This window comes from Corynebacterium marinum DSM 44953 (assembly GCF_000835165.1).
GTDB lineage: Bacteria > Actinomycetota > Actinomycetes > Mycobacteriales > Mycobacteriaceae > Corynebacterium > Corynebacterium marinum.
In genome coordinates, this window is sequence record NZ_CP007790.1 from 493189 (window position 1) to 514380 (window position 21192).

At 68.5% G+C, this 21192-nt stretch carries 17 protein-coding genes; 10 read left to right on the plus strand and 7 right to left on the minus strand.

What is annotated here, in order from left to right; all coding sequences use genetic code 11:
* Positions 1–26: 26 nt before the first annotated feature.
* On the plus strand, positions 27–992 hold the full coding sequence (locus tag B840_RS02450; protein WP_042620813.1) for an amidohydrolase family protein: 966 nt from the start codon (positions 27–29) through the stop codon (positions 990–992).
* Here B840_RS02450 and B840_RS02455 read toward each other — a convergent pair.
* The 3 genes from B840_RS02455 to B840_RS02465 are packed head-to-tail and all read right to left on the minus strand — an operon-like array spanning position 989 to position 3436.
* A complete protein-coding gene (locus B840_RS02455; protein ID WP_042620814.1) occupies positions 989–2218 on the minus strand; it encodes a hypothetical protein in 1230 nt (409 codons plus the stop codon). The two genes, B840_RS02450 and B840_RS02455, sit on opposite strands and share 4 nt — an antisense overlap.
* A gap of 22 nt (positions 2219–2240) precedes the next feature.
* Positions 2241–3158, minus strand: a complete 918-nt coding sequence (locus B840_RS02460; protein WP_042620815.1) for a C40 family peptidase — start codon at positions 3156–3158, stop codon at positions 2241–2243.
* Positions 3155–3436, minus strand: coding sequence for a hypothetical protein (locus B840_RS02465; RefSeq protein ID WP_042620816.1), 282 nt, complete (start codon positions 3434–3436; stop codon positions 3155–3157). Before B840_RS02465 ends, B840_RS02460 begins: the two co-directional genes overlap by 4 nt.
* 101 nt (positions 3437–3537) lie before the next feature.
* Here B840_RS02465 and upp point away from each other — a divergent pair, with 101 nt between their 5' ends.
* The 4 genes from upp (at position 3538) to B840_RS02485 (ending at position 7452) form a co-directional block, all read left to right on the plus strand.
* Positions 3538–4173 (plus strand): uracil phosphoribosyltransferase, encoded by a 636-nt coding sequence (upp, locus tag B840_RS02470; protein WP_042620817.1) that lies wholly within the window; start codon positions 3538–3540, stop codon positions 4171–4173.
* 67 nt (positions 4174–4240) lie between these two features.
* A complete protein-coding gene (locus B840_RS02475) occupies positions 4241–4717 on the plus strand; it encodes a helix-turn-helix domain-containing protein (protein WP_042620818.1) in 477 nt (158 codons plus the stop codon).
* Positions 4718–4766: 49 nt separating this feature from the next.
* On the plus strand, positions 4767–5975 hold the full coding sequence (locus B840_RS02480; protein WP_229676548.1) for an amidohydrolase: 1209 nt from the start codon (positions 4767–4769) through the stop codon (positions 5973–5975).
* 67 nt (positions 5976–6042) lie between these two features.
* Positions 6043–7452, plus strand: a complete 1410-nt coding sequence (locus B840_RS02485) for an NAD(P)H-quinone dehydrogenase (RefSeq protein ID WP_042620819.1) — start codon at positions 6043–6045, stop codon at positions 7450–7452.
* Here B840_RS02485 and B840_RS02490 read toward each other — a convergent pair whose 3' ends face one another.
* Entirely contained in the window at positions 7453–8775 is a 1323-nt protein-coding gene (locus B840_RS02490; protein ID WP_042620820.1) for a short-chain fatty acyl-CoA regulator family protein, read from the minus strand.
* 187 nt (positions 8776–8962) lie between these two features.
* On the opposite strand from B840_RS02490, the gene prpD reads away from it, so the two are divergent.
* From prpD to B840_RS02510, 4 genes are all read left to right on the plus strand, one after another.
* Positions 8963–10474 carry a 2-methylcitrate dehydratase PrpD gene (prpD, locus tag B840_RS02495; protein ID WP_042620821.1) on the plus strand — a complete coding sequence of 504 codons (1512 nt, stop codon included), beginning with the start codon at positions 8963–8965 and terminating at the stop codon, positions 10472–10474.
* The gene (prpB, locus tag B840_RS02500; protein WP_042620822.1) at positions 10474–11403 is read left to right on the plus strand and encodes a methylisocitrate lyase; all 930 of its coding nucleotides are present in this window, start codon (positions 10474–10476) and stop codon (positions 11401–11403) included. Before prpD ends, prpB begins: the two co-directional genes overlap by 1 nt.
* Positions 11404–11432: 29 nt before the next feature.
* A complete protein-coding gene (locus B840_RS02505; RefSeq protein WP_042622456.1) occupies positions 11433–12617 on the plus strand; it encodes a bifunctional 2-methylcitrate synthase/citrate synthase in 1185 nt (394 codons plus the stop codon).
* A 292-nt stretch (positions 12618–12909) separates the two neighbouring features.
* Positions 12910–16347, plus strand: coding sequence for a pyruvate carboxylase (locus B840_RS02510; protein ID WP_042620823.1), 3438 nt, complete (start codon positions 12910–12912; stop codon positions 16345–16347).
* A gap of 58 nt (positions 16348–16405) precedes the next feature.
* Here the strand turns inward: B840_RS02510 and B840_RS02515 are convergent, their stop codons facing one another.
* The 3 genes from B840_RS02515 to B840_RS02525 all read right to left on the minus strand — a co-directional run bounded on the left by B840_RS02515 (position 16406) and on the right by B840_RS02525 (position 19866).
* Positions 16406–16903, minus strand: a complete 498-nt coding sequence (locus tag B840_RS02515) for a GNAT family N-acetyltransferase (protein ID WP_042622457.1) — start codon at positions 16901–16903, stop codon at positions 16406–16408.
* A gap of 80 nt (positions 16904–16983) precedes the next feature.
* Positions 16984–18756 (minus strand): acetyl/propionyl/methylcrotonyl-CoA carboxylase subunit alpha, encoded by a 1773-nt coding sequence (locus tag B840_RS02520; protein WP_042620824.1) that lies wholly within the window; start codon positions 18754–18756, stop codon positions 16984–16986.
* 228 nt (positions 18757–18984) lie between these two features.
* Complete coding sequence (locus B840_RS02525) at positions 18985–19866, minus strand: sulfurtransferase (protein ID WP_042620825.1); 882 nt, start codon at positions 19864–19866, stop codon at positions 18985–18987.
* Positions 19867–20078: 212 nt separating this feature from the next.
* Here B840_RS02525 and B840_RS02530 point away from each other — a divergent pair, with 212 nt between their 5' ends.
* Complete coding sequence (locus tag B840_RS02530) at positions 20079–21152, plus strand: Cj0069 family protein (RefSeq protein WP_042620826.1); 1074 nt, start codon at positions 20079–20081, stop codon at positions 21150–21152.
* The last annotated feature ends 40 nt before the right edge of the window (positions 21153–21192 follow it).

Genomic DNA, 21192 nt, shown 5'->3' on the forward strand with positions numbered 1-21192 from the left:
GCGGGGGTCCTATTAGCATGGACCCCATGCATGAGACCCCCGACATCAGCCCGGACCGCAAGACCGTCAACCGTGAAGTTCTCGCGGGCCTGCCCAAGGTCCTCCTCCACGACCATCTCACCGGCGAACCCGCGCAGACCCCGGAGACCCTCACCGCCCAGGTGCGCGCGCAGCTCACCGAACTGGCCGCCGACAACGTCGTCTACGTCGAACTCCGCATCTCCCCGGAGCTGCACACCCACGGCGGCCTCACACTGCAGGAGGTCGTGGACTGCGCTGTCGCGGGGCTCGACGTCCCGCGTATCGACGCCCGCCTGATCCTCACCGCCCAGCGCGGCCGGCTCGTCGCCGAGACCGCGGACCTCGCCGTGCACAACCACGGCGGGAAGGTCGTCGGCTTCGACGTAGCGGGGCCGGAGGCCGAATCATTGGCCGGGCACGCTGACGCCTTCCGCCGCCTGCGCGAGGCCTACGTCCCCTTCACCGTGCACGCCGGTCTCGACGGGGGAATCGACTCCGTCGCCGAAGCCGTCCAGCTGGGTGCGGTCCGCCTCAGCCACTCCGTGGAGTTGATCGATGATTTCCGCATCGACACCGAGGGCTTCGAGGGGGTCCTGCCCGGACAGGTCTCCGGCTGGGTCCGCGACCGACACATCACCCTCGAATTCGCCCCCACCCTGGAGGTGCAGCTCGAGGCCGCCGAAGAGTTGGGCGACCACCCGTTGACCCTCCTGCAGCAGCTCGGATTCACCTGCACCGTCAACACCGGCGACCGCGCCGTCGCGGGATCCCTCACCGACCAGTTCACCGTCCTGGCGGAGGCCTTCGGCTACGGTCCCGAGGAGTTCTTCGACCTGACGGTCAACGCCGTGCGGGCCGCCTTCATCACTGAGGTGCAACGCCAGGACCTGCTCGAGCGCGTCATCCTCCCCGCCTACGAGGCCCAGGACTTCGAGGCCCTGGACGTCGAGGCGGCTCCGGTGGAGGACTAGAACTTGGAGAACCGCTTGATCAGCATGTCCTCCAGGTCCTTCCACGCGGTGGAGTGGTCGTTGAAGGGCGCGGAGGGCACGTAGCCCGCGTTCTCGGTTGAGCCGAGCATGTAGGAGAGGTAGTCCTGCATGCGGGGGTTGGCCAGGAGGTAGGAGTTGAGCGAATCGTCGGCGGCCCAGTCGGCGGCGTCGGCGAACAGTTCGTAACCGCGGCTCATCTGGGCGGTGTCGACGGCGTCGGGGCCCTTCTCGATGTCCGCCACCAGCCCCTGGTAGGAGTACTCGTTGTCCGGGTGGACTGTGATGTCCAGCTCGCCGGCGTTGGCGAGCGTCATCACCTGCTCCCAGGTGGCGAGGGGCGCCATGTCGTGCTCGTCGTTCTCCACCAGCCAGCGCGAGAGCTGGCGGTGGGTGGGGAAGGTGAAGATCTCGCCGTAACGGCCGAGGAACACCGGCCGGCCCTCGACGTAGGTGCGCAGCGTGTACACGGATTTGCCCTGGAGGGTGATCTTCACCGGGTCGATGCCGGCCGCACCCCAGACAGACGAATCGTAGGGGTCGGCCTGCTTTTCGGCTTCCTTGGCCGCGAGTTCGGCCTTCGCTCGGGCCTCGGCGGCGGCGATGTGGGCGGCGTCGATGAGCGACTGTGCTTCGGCGGTCTCCTTCTCGTCCACATCGATGACGCGGACCTGCGCGTCGAGGGATTCGACGACCTTCCGCCAGCCGCCCAGGACCGTGCGGCCCACCGCGGACCACTCGCCCATGCCATGCTCGCCGGCGTAGTGCTCGGCGCCGCGGTGGACGTTGCCCAGCATCGAGTGGGAGGCGAAGAACAGGACGGCGTCGTCGGCGCCGGTGACCTCGCCGAGGGAGCGGGTGAGGTGGAAGATGCGGCTGAGCGCCGAGACGTTCTCGTAGGACGGGCGGCCCGCCAGCAGCTCGGGGGCGCCGACGATGTCGTAGACATCCTTCTTGTCCGGCACGATCAGGTCGGCCGGCTGCGCCTCGAAGGAGCTCCACTTCGGGTGCGAACGAAGGTCGTGCTTCCTGCCCGAGTTGAGGAAGGCCAGCAGCCTGGCAGGCGAGGTGAAGAGGAACAGCCCCGCGTCGTCGCCGAGGAAGGCCTGCCACTCGGCACCGTGCTCCTTCCAGGTGGGCGCCCAGAGGGTGTAGTAATCACCCTCGGTAAGAGACAGTTTCACGGGGATGATCGCACGGGAGGTCATGGGCCGGGATTCTACCGGAGTCTCACCCGGTCGGCCGCCAGAAACCCTTGAAGGCCATCCCCATGTTGGTGGTCCGCAGAGGATTGGTCTGCACGGGGTCGCCGGCCTCCACGATCCGGCCGTCCCCGGCGTACATCGCCACGTGGCCGTCCCACACCACGAGATCGCCCGGAATGAGCTCCTCCGCGCCCACCTGCCTTCCCACGTCCTGCTGCTCCGCCAGCCGGGGCAGCTCCACGCCGGCCTGCCGCCAGGCCCACTGCGTCAGGCCGCTGCAGTCGTAGCCGCCGTTCCCGGTGCCGCCCCAGACATAAGGCGTGCCCACCTGGCTGAGGGCGGCGGCGACGGCGGCCTCGCCGGAACCTGCGGGCGGCGGTGCTTCCCCGGGAGAGGCCTCTACGGATGCTTCGGGGGAAATCCCGGGGGATCCCGGAGGCCCGGGGCTCGCGGGGTGGCCGACGGCGGGGTCCGGCAGCGGGGCAGTGTGCGCCGTCCGGCTGACCCGGTCGAGATCGTCGGCCAACGGGTCGAGCGACTCCCGGAGTTCGAGCGCCCGGTTGGCGGCCGCGCCGGTGAAGACGTCCGCCAGGTGCCGCAGTTCCAGCAGCGCCCCGGCCTGGGCACCGGGGGTCGGCGAAAGGAGGCGGGGGAGCACCTGCGCGGCCTGCCCGCCCAGCTCCCCGGCCAGGTGGAGCAGTTCGGCGCGGGCGGCCTCCACGTGCTCCCCGGCCAGGTCGTTGATGCGCGACACCAGCTCCCGGTCCGAGGTGACCGCCTGTGCGGTCTGCACCAGGGTCGCCCCGCCCGGCGAGCCGGCGGCGATCATCTCGCACAGCGGCAGTGCGGCCTGGAAATCCGGTAGGCCCGGCAACCGGACCTGTGGCAGGTGCGCCGGCTGGAGGGCGGCGATGTGCTGGAGGGCGGAGATGATGTCCCTCATGGCAGCCTCCCCAGCCGCGCCGCCGCCGCGTGGTCGGTGTGTTCGGCGGCGTCGATGACCTGCCGGGAGCGCTCCGCCAGCACCCGGGCCCGGTCATGGACGCGCCGGGTCTGGTCGCCCAAGTGTGCCAGCGCCCCGTGCAGGGAACCCGCGAATCGGCCGAGTCCGGCGGAGGTGTCGGCGTGGGGCAGAGGGGTGTCGGGGAGGCGGGAGGCGGCGTCGAGAAGTTCACCGGCCAACAGGCGGGCGCGGTCGGGATCCACGGAGAAGGTGCTCATGCCTTAATTGGACTGCCGGCGGGCGCGGAAGGTTCCCGGGCGGCGGAAAATCCGCGCGACCATGCGCGGCGCGGGCCGGGCCCGGGTCTAGCATGGGGACCATGGAGATAACCATCGTCAACCATCCGCTCGCTGCCTCCCGGCTGACCATCATGCGCGACCACCGCAGCGACAACACGGCCTTCCGCGCCGCCCTGGCGGACCTGGGCACCATGCTGGTGTACGAGGCGTCCCGGGATCTGACCGTGGAGCATTTCGAATGCCAGACCCCGGTCGCCGTCGCGGAGGGCACGCGGCTGGAGAACCCGCCGATCATCGTGCCGGTGATCCGCGCCGGGCTGGGCATGATCGACCCGGCGCTGTCGATGATCCCCGACGCGCAGGTGGGATTCATCGGCCTGGCCCGCGACGAGGTCACCCACGAGCCCGTGCCCTACCTCGAGGCGCTGCCGCACGATCTGACCGGGCGCACCGTCTTCGTGGTGGACCCGATGCTGGCCACCGGCGGTTCTCTGTTGCACGCCATCCGGTTGCTGGCGGACCGCGGTGCCACGGACATCACAGCTGTCTGCATGGTCTCCGCGCAGCCGGGCGTGGATGCGCTCGCGTCCTCCGGCCTGCCCTGCCGCCTGATCACGGCGTGCATCGATCCGGAGCTCAACGATGACGCCTACATCGTGCCCGGCCTGGGCGACGCCGGCGACCGCCTCTACGGCCCGCGCAACATCGACCTCTAGCAGCCCCCTTCGATCCTGCCCACTGCAGTGGGCGGTGATCTCCCACCGTGGTGGGCACGTTGGAGGAATGGCGCAGAGAAGCGAGTGGAAGCCGTGGCCGAGTTACGGCCTGCGGCTGGGCAGAAATCTCTCCACGCTGCGCAGGTTGCGCGGGCTGACCCAGGAGCAGTTGGCCTCGTTGTCAGACATCTCGCGCAACTCCATCTCCAACATCGAGCGCAACCTCAACAACTCCGGCACGGCCACGGACCCGCACCTGTCGATCGTGTACCGGCTCGCCCGCGCCCTCGACGTGCCGCCGGCGGCGCTGCTGCCGGGCGGCGACCGCCTGGTGGCGGACATCTGCTCGGCGGACGAGGTGGGCATCTCGATCGACTGGCCGGGCGGGGAGAAAGACGTCCGCCCGTTCCGGCGCGCGTTCGCGCAGCAGGGGCGGGGGCCCCGCTACGAGGAGGATCCCGTCCTCGGCGAAGCTGACCTGCCGCGGGCGGTGGATGAGTCCGGACCGAAGGCGGTGGAGGGTCGGGGACCTGTCACGGAGTAGGCTGGGTTCCGTGGATCTTCGCTCCGAGGTCTTACGGAAAGGACAGTCCGTGCAGGGTATCGCCGCGCTTATCGACGAGTGGCTCGTCGCTCACCGGGACGAGGTGCTCGGCTGGCGCCGCCACGTGCACTCCCGTCCGGAGCTGTCGCACATGGAGTACGAGACGACGGAGTTCCTCGAGGAGACGTTGAAGTCCTACGGACTCTCACCCCGGCGTTTCCCGGGAACGGGCCTCATGGTGGACATCGGCCCGGACTCCGGCAGCCGCCTGGCGTTCCGCGCCGACATCGACGCCCTCGCCCTCACCGAGCTGACCAGGCTCCCGTACGCCTCCGCGGTCCCGGGTGTGGCGCACGCGTGCGGACACGACGTCCATACGACCATCGCCCTGGCGCTGGCGTGCGCGCTGGCTGACAACGAGGCATCGCTGCGGCACGGCATCCGCGTCATCTTCCAGCCGGCTGAGGAGGTCATGGACGGCGGGGCTTCGGACGTCATCGCGTGGGGTGGGCTGGACGGCGTCGACTCGATTTTCGGCCTGCACGTGGAACCGAAACTCAAGGTGGGCAAGGTGGGCGTGCGCACCGGCGCGATCACCTCCGCCGCGGACGTGCTGCGGATCAAGGTGACCGGGCCCGGCGGGCACTCCGCGCGCCCGCACCTGACCAACGACGTGGTCTTCGGCCTGAGTTCCCTGGTCACGCAGTTGCCGGCGCTGTTGTCCCGGCGGGTGGATCCGCGGACGGGCACGGTGCTGGTGTTCGGTTCGCTCAACGCCGGCTACGCGCCGAACGCGATCCCGGAGTCGGGCCAGCTGACCGGCACGATCCGGACGGCGGATGTCGCCACGTGGCGTTCCCTGCAGACGCTCCTGGAGGAGATGATCGCGCAGGTTCTCGCCCCCACGGGGTGCTCACACGAGCTCATCTACCAACGGGGTGTGCCCCCGGTGATCAATGACGACGTCGCCACCGCGATGCTTGCCGACGCCGCCCGCGCCATCGACCCGCAGGCCGTCGTCCAGGCCCCGCAGTCCAGCGGCGGGGAGGACTTCTCCATGTACCTCGAGCATGTGCCGGGTTCGATGGCGCGCCTGGGCTGCTGGTCCGGCAAGGGGAGGATGCAGGACCTGCATCAGGGCGACCTGGACGTGGACGAGCGTTCGATCGGCGTCGGCGTGCGCCTCTTCGGCTCGGTCGTCGAACAGTACGGCGGGGACGCGGGGGCCGGTGCAGGCAACGGCGGGTTCCTCTCCTAGGGACTAGACTGGGCCGGGCAATTGTCCACAACCGACGTGGATTTTCAACGACGCGCGGAGGAAACCCTTGAGCAATCGAATCGTCATCATCGGCGGAGGCCCGGCCGGCTACGAGGCGGCGCTGGCCGGAGCCAAATACGGGGCGGATGTGACGATCATCGAGGAGCGCGGCATCGGCGGCTCCTCCGTCCTCCTCGACTGTGTCCCGTCGAAATCCTTCATCGCGGGCACCGGAATCAAGACGGATCTCCGCCGCGCGGACGACATGGGGCTCAACAGTCTGCTGGGCCGGGCGCGGATCCACCTGCCCGCGCTGAACAAGCGTGTGCAGGTGCTCGCGCAGGAGCAGTCCGACGACATCCACGTCCAGCTCGAGCGGGCGGGCGTGCGCATGGTCCACGGACGCGGCCGCTTCGCGGAGTCCCAGCTGGAGCAGCTGCACCACCGGGTCACCGCCACGCTCGAGGACGGCACGGAGGAGATCTTCGAGTCCGAGCTGGTGCTCCTGGCCTCGGGCGCCACCCCGCGCATCCTCCCGGGCGCCGAGCCGGACGGAGAGCGCATCCTCACCTGGCAGCAGGTCTACGACCTGGAGGAGACCCCGGACCACCTCATTGTGGTGGGTTCCGGTGTCACGGGCGCGGAATTCGTGTCCGCTTTCGCCGAGCTCGGCGTGAAGGTGACCATGGTCGCCTCCCGCGACCGTATTCTCCCGCACGACGACGCCGACGCCGCCGACGTGCTGGAGCACGTCCTGTCGCAGCGCGGCGTATCCCTGGAAAAGCACGCCCGCGTCGAGTCCGTGACCCGCACGGAAGACGGGGGAGTCCGCGTCAAGACCACCGACGGCCGCGAGATCTTCGGGTCCCACGCGATCATGTCGATCGGTTCCGTCCCCGCGACGGAGGGTCTCTCCCTGGAGAACGTCGGGGTGGAGACCACCCCTTCGGGCCACATCAAGGTGGACCGGGTCTCACGCACGAACGTGTCGGGCATCTACGCCGCCGGCGACTGCACCGACCTGTTCCCGCTGGCCTCGGTCGCCGCGATGCAGGGCCGCCTGGCCATGTACCATGCCCTCGGCGAGGGCGTCAGCCCGATCCGCCTGAAGACCGTGGCCACCGCCGTGTTCACCCGGCCGGAGATCGCCGCCGTGGGAGTGACCCACGCGCAGGTGGAGAGCGGCGAGGTCTCGGCGCGTGCCGTCGTGCTGCCGCTGCAGTCCAACCCGCGCGCGAAGATGCGCTCCCTCAAACACGGCTTCGTCAAGCTGTTCTGCCGGCGCAACTCCGGCCTGGTCATCGGTGGCGTGATCGTGGCACCGAGCGCCTCGGAGCTCATCCTGCCCATCGCCATCGCGGTGTCCAATAACCTCACCGTCAAACAGCTGGCCGAGGTGTTCGCGGTGTACCCCTCGCTGTCCGGTTCCATCACCGAGGCGGCCCGGCGCCTGGTGGCGCACGACGACCTGGAGTAGTCAGTAAGTGGTGTAGGAGAAGTCGAGGGTGGCGTCGAGGTCGACGACCACCCGCCCGCCCGCGTGGGGGAACGCGCGCTGGGGGCAGCGTTCCCGCGGGCAGGCGGTGCAGCCCGGCCCGATGGGGGTGGCCGAGGCGGGGGAGAGGTCCAGTCCGTTGGCGTAGACAAGGCGTTCGGCCTGGTCGAGGTCGCAGCCCAGCCCCACGGCGAACTCCTTGCGGGGCCGGCCGAAACCGTGCGCCTGCCCGCGGACGGTGCTGGCGATCCACAGATAGTGCCGCCCGTCCGGCATGCCGGCCACCTGGCGGGTGACCCGTCCCGGGGTCTCGAAGGCGCGGTGGATCACCCACAGGGGGCATGAGCCGCCGGAGCGGGAGAAGTGGAAGCCGGTGGCCGACTGGCGTTTGGAGATGTTGCCCGCACGGTCGGTGCGGACGAAGAAGAACGGGACTCCCCGGGCCCCCGGCCGGTTGAGGGTGGACAGGCGGTGGCAGGTGGTCTCGAAGCCGGTGCCGAAGTGCGTGGCCAGGCGGTCGATGTCGTAGCGGACCTCCTCCGCGGTGCTGAGCATCGCCTCGTAGGGCATGACCACAGCCGCGGCGAAGTACTGGGCCAGCGCGAGGACTGCGATGCCGCGGGACTCCTCCGTGGGCAGGGATGCAGCGAGTTCCCGCAGCAGGTCGGCGTGCCCCGTCAGTGCGTACTGCAGGGCCAGCTCGAAGCAGAGCTGGGCTTCGCTCAGCCCGGTGCGCAGGTGGAGTTCCCGGGTCTCAGGGTGGTACACGCGCCGCGGCCCGTTGCTGATCCGGCGGAATCGGACGACCACGCCGAGGTCGCGGTCCAGGGTGGTCGCCAGGCGCGTGAGCCGGAGCTGGGGGTCGCCGAGCCGGCCGGCCAGTTCCTCCCCGAGCGTGTCGAGTTCGTGGATGTAGTTGTGCGCCTCGTAGAAGAAGTCGCGGACGAGGCGGTAGGGGGAGTCGTCGGCCCGCGAAGGGGCGCGGTCGGCGAGCTGGAGGACTTCCGCGACCAGTTCGGGGTAGCGGGCGACGAGGTCGGCGAGCTGGGTGTCGGGGACGGTGGGGAAGGCCTCCCGCAGCTCACCGACAGTGCGTGCGTCGTGGTCGGGGGAGAAGAAGGCCGGGTCAACGTCGAAATGGCGGGACAGGGACATGAGCACGGTGACGGTCAGCGGCCGCTGGTCGTTCTCCAGCTGGTTGAGGTAGCTGGTGGAGAGGTTGAGTCTGCGCGCCATCTCCTGCTGGGTGAGGTTGCGGGTGCGTCGGAGCGTGCGGATCCGTGCCCCCGCGAAGTGTTTGCCCATGGGTGTCCTGTGCTTCCGAAGTGGGAGGTGACCTGCAGTTTCCACAAGTTTCGCAAAATGCATGAACTGATACCGCTACTTTACGCAAGATTTACTGTGACTGCCAACACATACTTCGCATTAGTGTGAGGCTCAGCGCAATCCGCATCGAGCACCGAGCACCGAGCAAGGAGTAGAACCCACCGCCATGATCAACCACACTGTGCGTACCCACCGCTCCGCCGAAGAATTTCCCTACGAGGAGCACCTGGCACACAAGATCGCCCGCGTCGCCGCCGACCCCGTCGAGGTTCCGGAGGAGACGAAGGAGATGATCATCAACCGGATCATCGACAACGCCGCCGTCTCCGTCGCCTCGGCTCTCCGCCGCCCGGTCACCTCCGCCCGCGTCATGGCGCAGGCCCGCCCGGCCACCACCGGCGGCGCCTCCGTCTTCGGCCTGCCGGGGAAGTACGCCGCCGAGTGGGCGGCCCTGGCCAACGGCACCGCCGTCCGGGAACTCGACTTCCACGACACTTTCCTCGCCGCCGAGTACTCCCACCCGGGCGATAACATCCCTCCGATTCTCGCCGCCGCCCAGCAGTCCGGCAAGGGCGGCCGCGAGCTCATCCGCGGCCTGGCCACCGGCTACGAGATCCAGGTCGACCTGGTCCGGGGCATCTGCCTCCACGAGCACAAGATCGACCACGTGGCGCATCTCGGCCCGTCGGCGGCCGCCGGCATCGGCACCCTGCTCGATCTGGACGTGGACACCATCTACCAGGCCGTCGGCCAGGCGCTGCACACCACCACCGCCACCCGCCAGTCCCGCAAAGGCCTGATCTCCTCCTGGAAGGCCTTTGCCCCGGCCTTCGCCGGCAAGATGGCCATCGAGGCGGTCGACCGCGCCATGCGCGGCGAGGGTGCGCCGGCCCCGATCTGGGAGGGCGAGGACGGCGTCATCGCCTGGCTGCTTTCCGGCCCGGACCACGAGTACACCGTCCCGCTGCCGGGGGAGGGCGAGGGGAAGCGCGCCATCCTGGACACCTACACCAAGGAGCACTCCGCGGAGTACCAGTCCCAGGCGCCGATCGACCTGGCCCGCCGGATGGGAGAGCGGCTCGCCACCGACGGCAGGGACCTGCGCGACGTCGAGTCCATCGTCCTGCACACCAGCCACCACACCCACTACGTGATCGGCACCGGGTCCAACGACCCGCAGAAGTTCGACCCCGCCGCCTCGCGTGAGACGCTCGACCACTCCATCATGTACATCTTCGCCGTGGCGCTGGAGGACCGCGCCTGGCACCACGAGCGCTCCTACGCGCCGGAGCGAGCCAACCGTCCGGAGACCATCGAGCTGTGGCGCAAGATCTGCACCGTCGAGGACCCGGAGTGGACCCGCCGCTACCACTCCACCGACCCGGACGAGAAGGCCTTCGGCGCCCGCGCCGTCATCACCTTCCGCGACGGCACGGTGGTCGAGGACGAGCTCGCGGTGGCCGACGCCCACCCGCTCGGTGCCCGCCCCTTCGCCCGCGAGCAGTACATCGCCAAGTTCCGCACGCTGGCAGAGGGCATCGTCCCCCAGGCAGAGCAGGACCGCTTCCTCGCGGCCGCGGAAAACACCGAAAACCTCAGCGACCTCTCCGAACTCAACATCGAGCTGGGCGAGGATGTCCTGGCCAAGGCCCCGACGATCCCGGGAGGGCTGTTCTGATGGCCGGTCTCTTCTCCTCCACTGTGACGCCGACGGAGCGTCGCCGAGCGTTCCGCGACGGGCTCAACAGCGGCCGGATCCAGCGCATGCCCGGAGCCTTCTCCCCGCTGGTGGCCCGCGCCATCCAGGAGGCCGGCTTCGAGGGCGTCTACGTCTCCGGCGCGGTGGTGGCCGCCGACCTGGCGCTGCCGGACATCGGCCTGACCACGTTGAGCGAGGTTGCCCACCGTTCGTCCCAGATCGCCCGGGTGACCGACCTGCCTGTGCTCGTCGACGCCGACACCGGTTTCGGCGAGCCGATGTCCGCGGCGCGGACGATCTCCGAGCTCGAGGACGCCGGCGTCGCCGGCTGCCACCTCGAGGACCAGGTCAACCCCAAGCGCTGCGGCCACCTCGACGGCAAGGAGGTCGTGCCGGTGGAGCTGATGCTCCGGCGCATCACGGCGGCCGTCAACGAGCGCCGCGACGACCAGTTCGTCATCTGCGCCCGCACCGACGCCGCCGGGGTCGAGGGCATCGACGCCGCGATCGAGCGCGCCAAGGCCTACGCCGACGCCGGCGCGGACCTCATCTTCACCGAGGCGCTGCACACACCGGCGGACTTCGAGAAGTTCCGGTCGGCCGTGGACGTGCCGCTCCTGGCGAACATGACCGAGTTCGGTAAGTCCGACCTCCTCTCCGCCGGCCAGCTCGAGGAGCTGGGCTTCAACGCGGTGATCTACCCGGTGACCACCCTGCGCATCGCGATGGGCCAGGTGGAGGAGGCGCTCGGGGAGATCGCCGCCACCGGCACACAGGCCGGGTGGGTCGACCGGATGCAGCACCGCTCCCGCCTCTACGAACTACTCCGATACAACGAGTACAACGCCTTCGACCAGCAGGTGTTCACCTACTCCGCCGACAGCTACCAGCCCACCTTCACCCGTTGAACCTTCCTATCGAACAGGGGATGAGCATCATGACCACCAGCACCGCCACCACGAACACCGCCGCCCAGGCAGCGCCCGAGCCCGACGTCCGGAAGGGGCTCTACGGGGTTGTCGCCGATTACACCGCCGTGTCCAAGGTCATGCCGGAGACCAACTCCCTGACCTACCGCGGCTACGCGGTCCAGGATCTCGTCGAGCACTGCTCCTTCGAGGAGGTCTTCTACCTCCTCTGGAACGGTGAGCTGCCTACCGGGGATCAGCTGGCCGAGTTCAACAGGAAGGGCCGTTCCTACCGCTCGCTCGACCCGGGCCTCATCTCTCTGATCCACTCCCTGCCCACCGAATGCCACCCGATGGACGTCATGCGCACTGCCGTGTCCTACATGGGTACTAAGGACCCGGAGCACTTCACCCCCGACACCGAGCACATCACCCACGTCGGCCACAACCTGCTCGCCCAGCTGCCGATGGTGCTGGCCATGGATATCCGCCGCCGCCAGGGCAAGGACATCGTCGCCCCCGACCCGGAGAAATCCGTCGCCGAAAACCTGCTCTCCATGGTCTTCGGCAACGGCCCGGAGTCCCCTGCGTCGAACCCGGAGGACGTCCGCGACTTCGAGAAGTCCCTCATCCTCTACGCCGAGCACTCCTTCAACGCCTCCACTTTCACCGGCCGGGTGATCACCTCCACCCGCTCGGACGTGTATTCCGCCATCACCGGCGCCATCGGCGCCCTCAAGGGTCCGCTGCACGGCGGAGCCAACGAGTTCGTCATGCACACCATGCTCGCCATCGACGACCCCGGCATGGCCTCCGATTGGGTGAACAACGCCCTGGACAACAAAGACCTCATCATGGGCTTCGGGCACCGGGTGTACAAGAAGGGTGACAGCCGCGTGCCGTCGATGGAGAAGTCCTTCCGCGCGCTCGCCGAGCGCCACGACGGAGCCAAGTGGGTGGCGATGTACGAGAACATGCGCGACGCCATGGACTCCCGCACCGGCATCAAGCCGAACCTGGACTTCCCGGCCGGCCCCGCATACCACCTGCTCGGCTTCCCGGTGGACTTTTTCACTCCGCTGTTCGTCATAGCACGGGTGGCGGGCTGGACCGCCCATATCGTCGAGCAGTACGAGGACAACTCCCTGATCCGTCCGCTGTCGGCGTACAACGGTCCGGAGCAGCGCGAGGTTGTCCCGATGGATCAGCGCTGAGTCACCCCTGACCGGAACCCACGGTGAGGTCCGCACCCGCGGACGGGCACTGTGGGTTTCGTCACGCCCCTCACTGGCTTATATTCCGCTCGGCGGAAAAGTATTCATAATGCCTATCAGTTTTATAGTGTCACCTGGAATCGGGCATCGGGCATCGAAATCCTGCCCGGTTGGCTTAAATCCGGCGGGGACGCCCGCCCGAGGCTCACCCCGACATTGCGTTAAAGTGAACTGGAAGAGAGTTTCCCACCTCTCGGACGCACCCCCGATACATTCCAGCGTGCAAATCCGCATGCGCTCGGAAAGGACCTGCCTCGTGGCCACCACCACACTGCCAGCATTCAAGAAGGTGCTTGTCGCCAACCGCGGTGAGATCGCCGTGCGCGCCTTCCGCGCCGCCTTCGAGACGGGAGCCGCCACCGTCGCGGTCTACCCCAAGGAAGACCGTAACTCCCACCACCGGTCGTTTGCCTCCGAGGCGGTCCGCATCGGCACGGAAGGCTCCCCGGTCAAGGCCTACCTGGACATCGACGAGATCATCCGCGCGGCGAAGAAGACCCACGCCGACGCCGTCTACCCCGGCTACGGCTTCCTCTCCGAGAATGCCCAGCTGGCCCGCGAGTGCGCCGAGAACGGCATCACCTTCATCGGCCCCCCGCCGGAGGTCCTGGACCTGACCGGTGACAAGTCCGCGGCCGTCGAGGCGGCCAAGAAGGCCGGTCTGCCGGTCCTGCAGGACTCCGAGCCCTCCACCGACATCGACGAGCTCGTCGAGATGGCCGAGGACTTCACCTTCCCCATCTTCGTCAAGGCAGTGGCCGGCGGCGGCGGCCGCGGTATGCGTTTCATCGCCAACCCCGAGGACGTGGCGAAGCTCTCGGTCGAGGCGTCCCGCGAGGCGGAGGCGGCGTTCGGCGACGGCCGCGTCTACCTCGAGCGCGCCGTGCTCAACCCGCAGCACATCGAGGTGCAGATCCTCGCCGACCACACCGGTGATGTCATCCACCTCTACGAGCGCGACTGCTCGCTGCAGCGCCGCCACCAGAAGGTCGTCGAGATCGCCCCGGCGCAGCACCTCGACCCGCAGCTGCGAGAGAAGATCTGCGCCGACGCGGTGAAGTTCTGCCGGGAGATCGGTTACCAGTGCGCCGGCACCGTGGAGTTCCTCGTCGACGAGAACGGAAACCACGTCTTCATCGAGATGAACCCGCGCATCCAGGTCGAGCACACCGTCACCGAGGAGGTCACCTCCGTCGACCTGGTCAAGGCGCAGATGCACCTGGCCGCCGGCGCGACGCTCAAGGAGCTGGGGCTGACCCAGGATTCGATCAAGCTCCACGGCGCGGCGCTGCAGTGCCGCATCACCACTGAGGACCCGTCCAACAACTTCCGCCCGGACACCGGCACGATCACCGCCTACCGTTCCCCGGGTGGTGCGGGCGTGCGTCTCGACGGCGCGGCCTCCCTCGGCGGTGAAATCTCCCCGAACTTCGATTCCATGCTGGTGAAGATGACCTGCCGCGGCGCCGACTTCGCCACGGCCGTGGCCCGTGCCCAGCGTGCGCTCAACGAATTCACCGTCTCGGGTGTGGCCACCAACATCGGTTTCCTCCGGGCCCTACTGCGCGAGGACGACTTCCAGACCAAGCGCATCTCCACCAACTTCATCAACGACCACATCCACCTCCTGTCCGCGCCGCCCGCGGACGACGAGGCTGGCCGGATCCTCAACTACCTGGCCGACGTCACGGTCAACCGTCCGCACGGCAAGCGGCCCACCGAGATCCGCCCGGTGACCAAGCTGCCCCCGAAGAGCGACGCGCCGATGCCGCGCGGGTCCCGTGATCTCCTGCGTGATCTCGGGCCGAAGCGATTCGCCGAGCACCTGCGCGAGCAGGACGCCCTGGCAGTCACCGACACCACCTTCCGGGACGCGCACCAGTCGCTGCTGGCCACCCGCATCCGTTCCTCCGCGTTGGTGGCCGCCGCCGAGCATGTCGGCCGCACGACCCCGAACCTGCTGTCCGTCGAGGCCTGGGGCGGTGCCACCTACGACGTGGCGATGCGTTTCCTCCACGAGGATCCGTGGGAGCGTCTCGACGCGCTGCGGGCGGCTATGCCCAACGTCAACATCCAGATGCTGCTGCGCGGGCGCAACACCGTCGGCTACACCCCGTACCCGGACTCGGTCGCGCACGCCTTCGTCAAGGAGGCCGCGGACTCGGGCGTGGACATCTTCCGCATCTTCGACGCGCTCAACGACGTGTCCCAGATGCGCCCCGCCATCGACGCCGTCCTGGAGACCGGCACCACCGTCGCCGAGGTGGCCATGGCGTACTCCGGTAACCTGCTGGACCCGAACGAGAAGATCTACACCCTCGACTACTACCTCGGCCTGGCCGAGAAGATCGTCGAGTCCGGGGCGCATGTCCTGGCCATCAAGGACATGGCCGGGCTGCTGCGCCCGACGGCCGCGTCCCGGCTGGTCAAGGCGCTGCGCCGCAACTTCGACCTGCCGGTCCACGTGCACACCCACGACACCGCCGGCGGCCAGCTGGCCACCTACTTCGCCGCCGCGCAGGCAGGTGCCGACGCCGTGGACGGGGCCTCCGCCCCGCTGGCCGGCACCACCTCGCAGCCGTCGCTGTCCGCGATTGTCGCCGCTTTCGCCGACACCCACCGCGACACGGGCCTGTCCCTGGACGCCGTCTCCGACATGGAGCCCTACTGGGAGGCCGTGCGCCAGCTCTACGCCCCCTTCGAGGCGGGTGTGCCAGGTCCCACGGGGCGGGTGTACCGGCACGAGATCCCCGGCGGCCAGCTGTCCAACCTCCGGGCACAGGCCAAGGCCCTGGGTCTGGAGGACCGTTTCGAGCTCATCGAGGACTACTACGCGGCGGTCAACGAGATGCTGGGCCGTCCCACCAAGGTCACCCCGTCGTCCAAGGTCGTCGGCGACCTCGCCCTGCACCTGGTCGGCGCCGGCGTCGATCCGGCCGATTTCGCGCACGACCCGCAGAAGTACGACATCCCGGATTCGGTGGTCGGCTTCCTGCGCGGCGACCTGGGCACCCCGCCCGGCGGCTGGCCGCTGCTGCGGGAGAAGGCCCTGGCGGGCCGCAACAGCGTCCCGTCGACCATGGTGGATGTCCCCGCCGAGGAGGAGGAGAACCTCCTGAGCCCGGACCGGCAGACCCGCCGCTCCACCCTGGACAAGCTGCTCTTCCCCAAGCAGGCCGCCGAGTTCGCGGAGCACCGCCGCCAGTACGGTAACACCGCCGCGCTCGAGGACCGCGTGTTCTTCTACGGCCTCAAGGAGGGCGAGGAGAGCATCATCCGTCTGCTCACCGAGAAGGACCAGCCGCCGCTGGTCGTGCGTCTCGACGCCGTCGGCGAGCCCGACGCCAAGGGTATGCGCCAGGTCGTGGCCAACGTCAACGGGCAGATCCGGCCGATGAAGGTCCGCGACCGCTCCGTCGAGTCGGTCACCGCCTCCGCCGAGAAGGCTGACACCGGTAACAAGGGCCACGTCGCGGCTCCGTTCGCGGGCGTGGTCACCATCACCGCGAAGGTCGGTGACGAGGTCAAGGCTGGTGACCCGGTCGCGGTCATCGAAGCGATGAAGATGGAGGCCACCATCACTGCCACCATCGACGGCACCGTCGAGCGGGCGGCATTCGTCCAGCCCACGAAGGTGGAGGGCGGCGACCTCATCGTCGTCATCTCCTGACCCGGGGCGTGACCCGGGGCAGCCCCCAGCAAGGGGGCTGCCCCGGGTTCGCGCTTTCTCAGGCCGCCGGGAAACGGTGGAGCAGCACCTCGCAGCCGAACCCGGGACGGCTACCCACGCTGGACCGCACGTACAGCGCACGGGCCCGGTCGTTGCCGAAGTCCACGGCCAGGGAGACCCCCGCGTGGCCGCGGGAACGGGCGAGGGAGAGCGCGGCGTCGATAAGTGAGGAACCGAGGCCGTTGCCGCCGTAACGGTGCTCCACGGCGATGACCAGTTCGGGGACGTCAGCGGCGACGAACTCGAAGGCCGGTCGTCCCGGCCCGTGTCGCAGCCACACCCCGCCAGCCGGGATGACCTCCGGGCTCAGCGCGATGAACCCGCCCTGACCGGGAGTCCTCCCGCCGACGTAGCACTCGAGATCCTCGAGGTAACCATCGCCGACGGGTTGGGATTCGTCGCCGAAGACATCGGTGAGGAAGAACAGGCGGGAAAGATACGTGCGATCCGATTCGGTGGCGGGTCGAAGTGAGAAACCAGTGAGGACGGAACCCATGCCCACAGTAATCCCACCTGCTCAGGAGAGCGGAAAGACCCTGCAGCAGAAGCTGCAGGGTCTCACGCTGAACAGGGCGCCTACTTGATCTCGAGCAGGACCTGCCCCTTGGTGACGCCCGCGCCGGCGTCGACGGCCAGGCCGCTGACGGTGCCGGACTTGTGCGCCTTGACCGGGTTCTCCATCTTCATCGCCTCGAGCACCAGGATGACCTCGCCCTCGGTCACCTCCTGGGTGTCGGTGACGTTGATCTTGATGACGGTGCCCTGCATCGGGGCGGCGATAGCGTCGCCGGAGACGCCGCCGGCGCCACCGGAGGAGCGGCGCTTCTTCGCCTTCTTCTTGGGGGCGCCGCCCCCGCCGAGCGCGAGATCGCCGGGCAGGGCGATTTCCACGCGGCGGCCGTCCACCTCGACGACGACCTTGTGCGCCGGGGCAGCCTCGTCCTCGGGGATGTCGGCGGCGTCGACGAAGGGCTCGATCGGGTTGTCCCAGACCTCCTCGATCCACTTGGTGTAGACCTCGAAGCCCTCATCGTCGCCGACGAACGCCGGGTTGGAGACGATGTGGCGGTGGAACGGCAGAACCGTGGGCATGCCCTCGACGACGAATTCGTCGAGCGCGCGGCGGGCGCGCTGCAGGGCCTGCTCGCGGGACTCACCGGTGACGATCAGCTTGGCCAGCATGGAGTCGAACTGGCCGCCGATGACGGAACCCTCACGGACGCCGGAGTCCACGCGGACACCCGGGCCGTCCGGCTGGTGGTAGGCGGTGATGGTGCCCGGGGTCGGCATGAAGTTCATGCCGGCGTCCTCGCCGTTGATCCGGAACTCGAAGGAGTGGCCGCGCGGGGTGGGATCCTCGGTGAAGCGCATCTTCTGGCCCTCGGCGATGCGGAACTGCTCGCGGACCAGGTCGATGCCGGTGGTCTCCTCGGTGACCGGGTGCTCCACCTGCAGACGGGTGTTGACCTCGAGGAAGGAGACCAGGCCGTCGGATCCGACGAGGTACTCCACGGTGCCCGCGCCGTAGTAACCGGCCTCGCGGCAGATGGCCTTGGCGGACTCGTGGATCATGGTGCGCTGCTCGTCGGTGAGGAAGGGGGCCGGGGCCTCCTCCACGAGCTTCTGGAAACGGCGCTGCAGGGAGCAGTCGCGGGTTCCGGTGACGATGACGTTGCCGTGCTGGTCCGCCAGGACCTGCGCCTCGACATGGCGGGCCTTGTCCAGGTAACGCTCGACGAAGCACTCGCCGCGGCCGAAGGCAGAGACGGCCTCGCGGGTGGCGGACTCGTAGAGCTCCGCTACCTCTTCCATCGCGTAGGCGACCTTCATGCCGCGGCCGCCGCCGCCGAAAGCGGCCTTGATGGCGATCGGCAGGCCGAACTCCTCGGCGAAGGCGACGACCTCTTCGGCGCCCGACACCGGATCCTTTGTGCCCGGGACCATCGGCGCGTTGGCGCGCTTCGCGATGTGCCGGGCGGTCACCTTGTCACCCAGATCGGCGATCGCGGACGGCGGCGGGCCGATCCAGATCAGCCCGGCGTCGATGACCGCCTGCGCGAATTCCGCGTTCTCGGCGAGGAAGCCGTAGCCGGGGTGGACGGCGTCCGCGCCGGACTTGGCGGCGGCGTCGATGATCTTCTCGATCGCGAGGTAGGACTCGGCGGAGGACTGGCCGCCCAGGGCGAACGCCTCATCTGCCATGCCGACGAACGGGGCGTCGGCGTCCGGCTCCGCGTACACGGCGACGCTGGCGAAGCCCGCATCCTTGGCGGCTCGGATCACGCGTACCGCGATTTCACCGCGGTTGGCCACGAGGACCTTCGTGATCTTCTTGGTCTCTACTGCCACTTGGGGGTCCCTTTCATGTGCTGCATGTGTGTTGTCGCGTCGGCCCGCCCGCGTGAGGCGGCCGCGCGACGCATGCAGACTATTCTTGCACACAAAAACGTGAGCATTCCGTCAGGTCTTGAGATTCTGCCCGAAAAACCGGGGAATTGCCAGTAAACCCGCCCGAAAAGAAATCGGACCGTCCGGCGCGCCATCAGTTTCGCGCGCAAAACGGTCCGTCCAGGGGGGTCAGGCGTGCGGGGCCTCTCCGCGCATGATCGGCATGCGGACCATGTTTCCCCACTCGACCCAGGAGCCGTCGTAGTTACGGACCCGGTCGAAACCGAGGAGGTACTTGAGCACGAACCAGGTGTGGGCGGTGCGGTCGCCGGCGTGGCAGTAGATGGTGGTCTCCGCCCCGGGGTTCAACGCCCCGTAGAGCTTCTCCAGCTCCGCACGGGAGCGGAACCTCGCGTTGGGGTGGACGTTGTCCTGCCAGGGGAGGTTCACGGCGCCGGGAATGTGGCCCTGACGCAGTGCGGGGAAGACCGCGGGGTCGTTGTCGGAACCGACCTGCCCGAAGTACTCCTCGGTGGAGCGGACGTCCACGAGCGCCGTCCGGCCGATGCCGGAGAGGACTTCATCGACGAAGACGCGGTAGCCGCCGTCGTTCCGCTCGACCGCCGGGTAGTCGCTGGGCGGGAACTCCGGCACGACGAAGGAGGTGTCGCGTTCCTCTGCCATCCAGGCGTCACGGCCGCCGTCGAGCAGGCGGACGTCCTCGTGGCCGAACATGTCGAACACCCACAGGGTGAACGCGGCCCACCAGTTGGACTGGTCGCCGTAGATGACGACGGTGTCGTCGCGGGAGATGCCTTTCTCGCGCATCAGGCGAGCAAAGGCCTCGCCGTCGATGATGTCCCGGGTGACCGGGTCGTTGAGGTCCTTGTTCCAGTCGATGCGCAGTGCGCCTGGGAGATGACCGATGTCGTAGAGGAGTGAATCCTCGTCGGATTCGATGACCCGCAGGCCGGGTGTGCCCAGACGGGCGGACAGCCAGGACGCGGAAACCAGGCGCTCCGGATGGGCGTACTCCTGGAACGGGGGATAGGGGTCGAAGGGGACGGCCACGGTGGTCCCGCCTTTCTGGGCGAAAAGTATGATGAGTCATTTCCACAGTAGTGGAGAGCCTCCGAAACGGTCACCCTGACCCCTCGACTGTGTCCTTTATTACTCCCCGTTTTCTGGCTGTGCGGTAGGGGGTGGGCGGCGTTAAACTCCCAGCCTGTCGGCGGCATTCTCGGGCGCCGGGAGTGACAGTTTATTTCCTGAAAGGGGTGCAAGTGCACAAGGCCATCGTCGTCTTCGAAGTAGAGGGCGGCCTCGACAAGTCTCTCGACGGACATCGCAGAGACACCATGCCGATCGTCCATGCGATCCGTGACGCCGGCTGGGGCGCGGAGGTCGTGTTCTTCCGCCCCGAATGGGCCCAGGAACTGTTCACCTATGTCACCGCCAACTTCGACGCCTACATCTCGCGCGTCAACCCGGGCCACGTGCCGGGCGGCGAGGGGGACTACCTCGACCTGCTCACCCGCCTGTCCGCGGCGGGCCTGGTCGGCATGTCCACCCCGGCCGAGATGATGGCCTACGGGGCGAAGGACGCGCTGGTCAAGCTCAACGGGACTGAACTGGTCCCGGCCGACACCGCCGCCTATTACGCGGTCGAGGCGTTCCACCACTACTTCCCCGTCTCCCTGTCCTACGGCGAGCGGGTGCTCAAGCAGAACCGGGGATCCACCGGGGCCGGCATCTGGCGGGTCCAGATCGCCGACAAAAATCTGGCCGCCGCCGTGCGGCCGGGCACGGCCCTTCCTCCGGACACGATGATCAAGGCCACTGAGGCGGTGGACAACCACACGGAGATCCGCGAACTCGGCGACTTCATGGACTTCTGCGACCAGTACATCGTCGGCGACAACGGCATGCTCGTGGACATGCGTTTCATGCCCCGCATCGTCGAGGGGGAGATCCGCATCCTCCTCGTCGGCCCGCACCCGGTGTTCGTGGTGCACAAGAAGCCGGCCGAGGGCGGCGACAACTTTTCCGCCACCTTGTTCTCCGGCGCGAAGTACACCTACGACAAGCCGGAGATGTGGCGGGAGCTCGTCGACATGTTCGCGCAGGCCCGTCCCGTCATCGCGCAGAAGCTCGGAGGGGACGGCATCCCGCTGATCTGGACCGCCGACTTCATGCTCGACACCGCCCCGGACGGCTCCGACGCCTATGTCCTGGGTGAGATCAACTGCTCCTGCGTCGGCTTCACCTCCGAGCTGGACATGGGCATCCAGGAGTTGGTGGCGGCCGAGGCCATCGGCCGGGTGATGGAGAGGTTCGCCGTGGAGATCCCTGCCTGACGCCTCCTGCCCGGGCGGCCGTTCTCAATTAGTGTGGGCC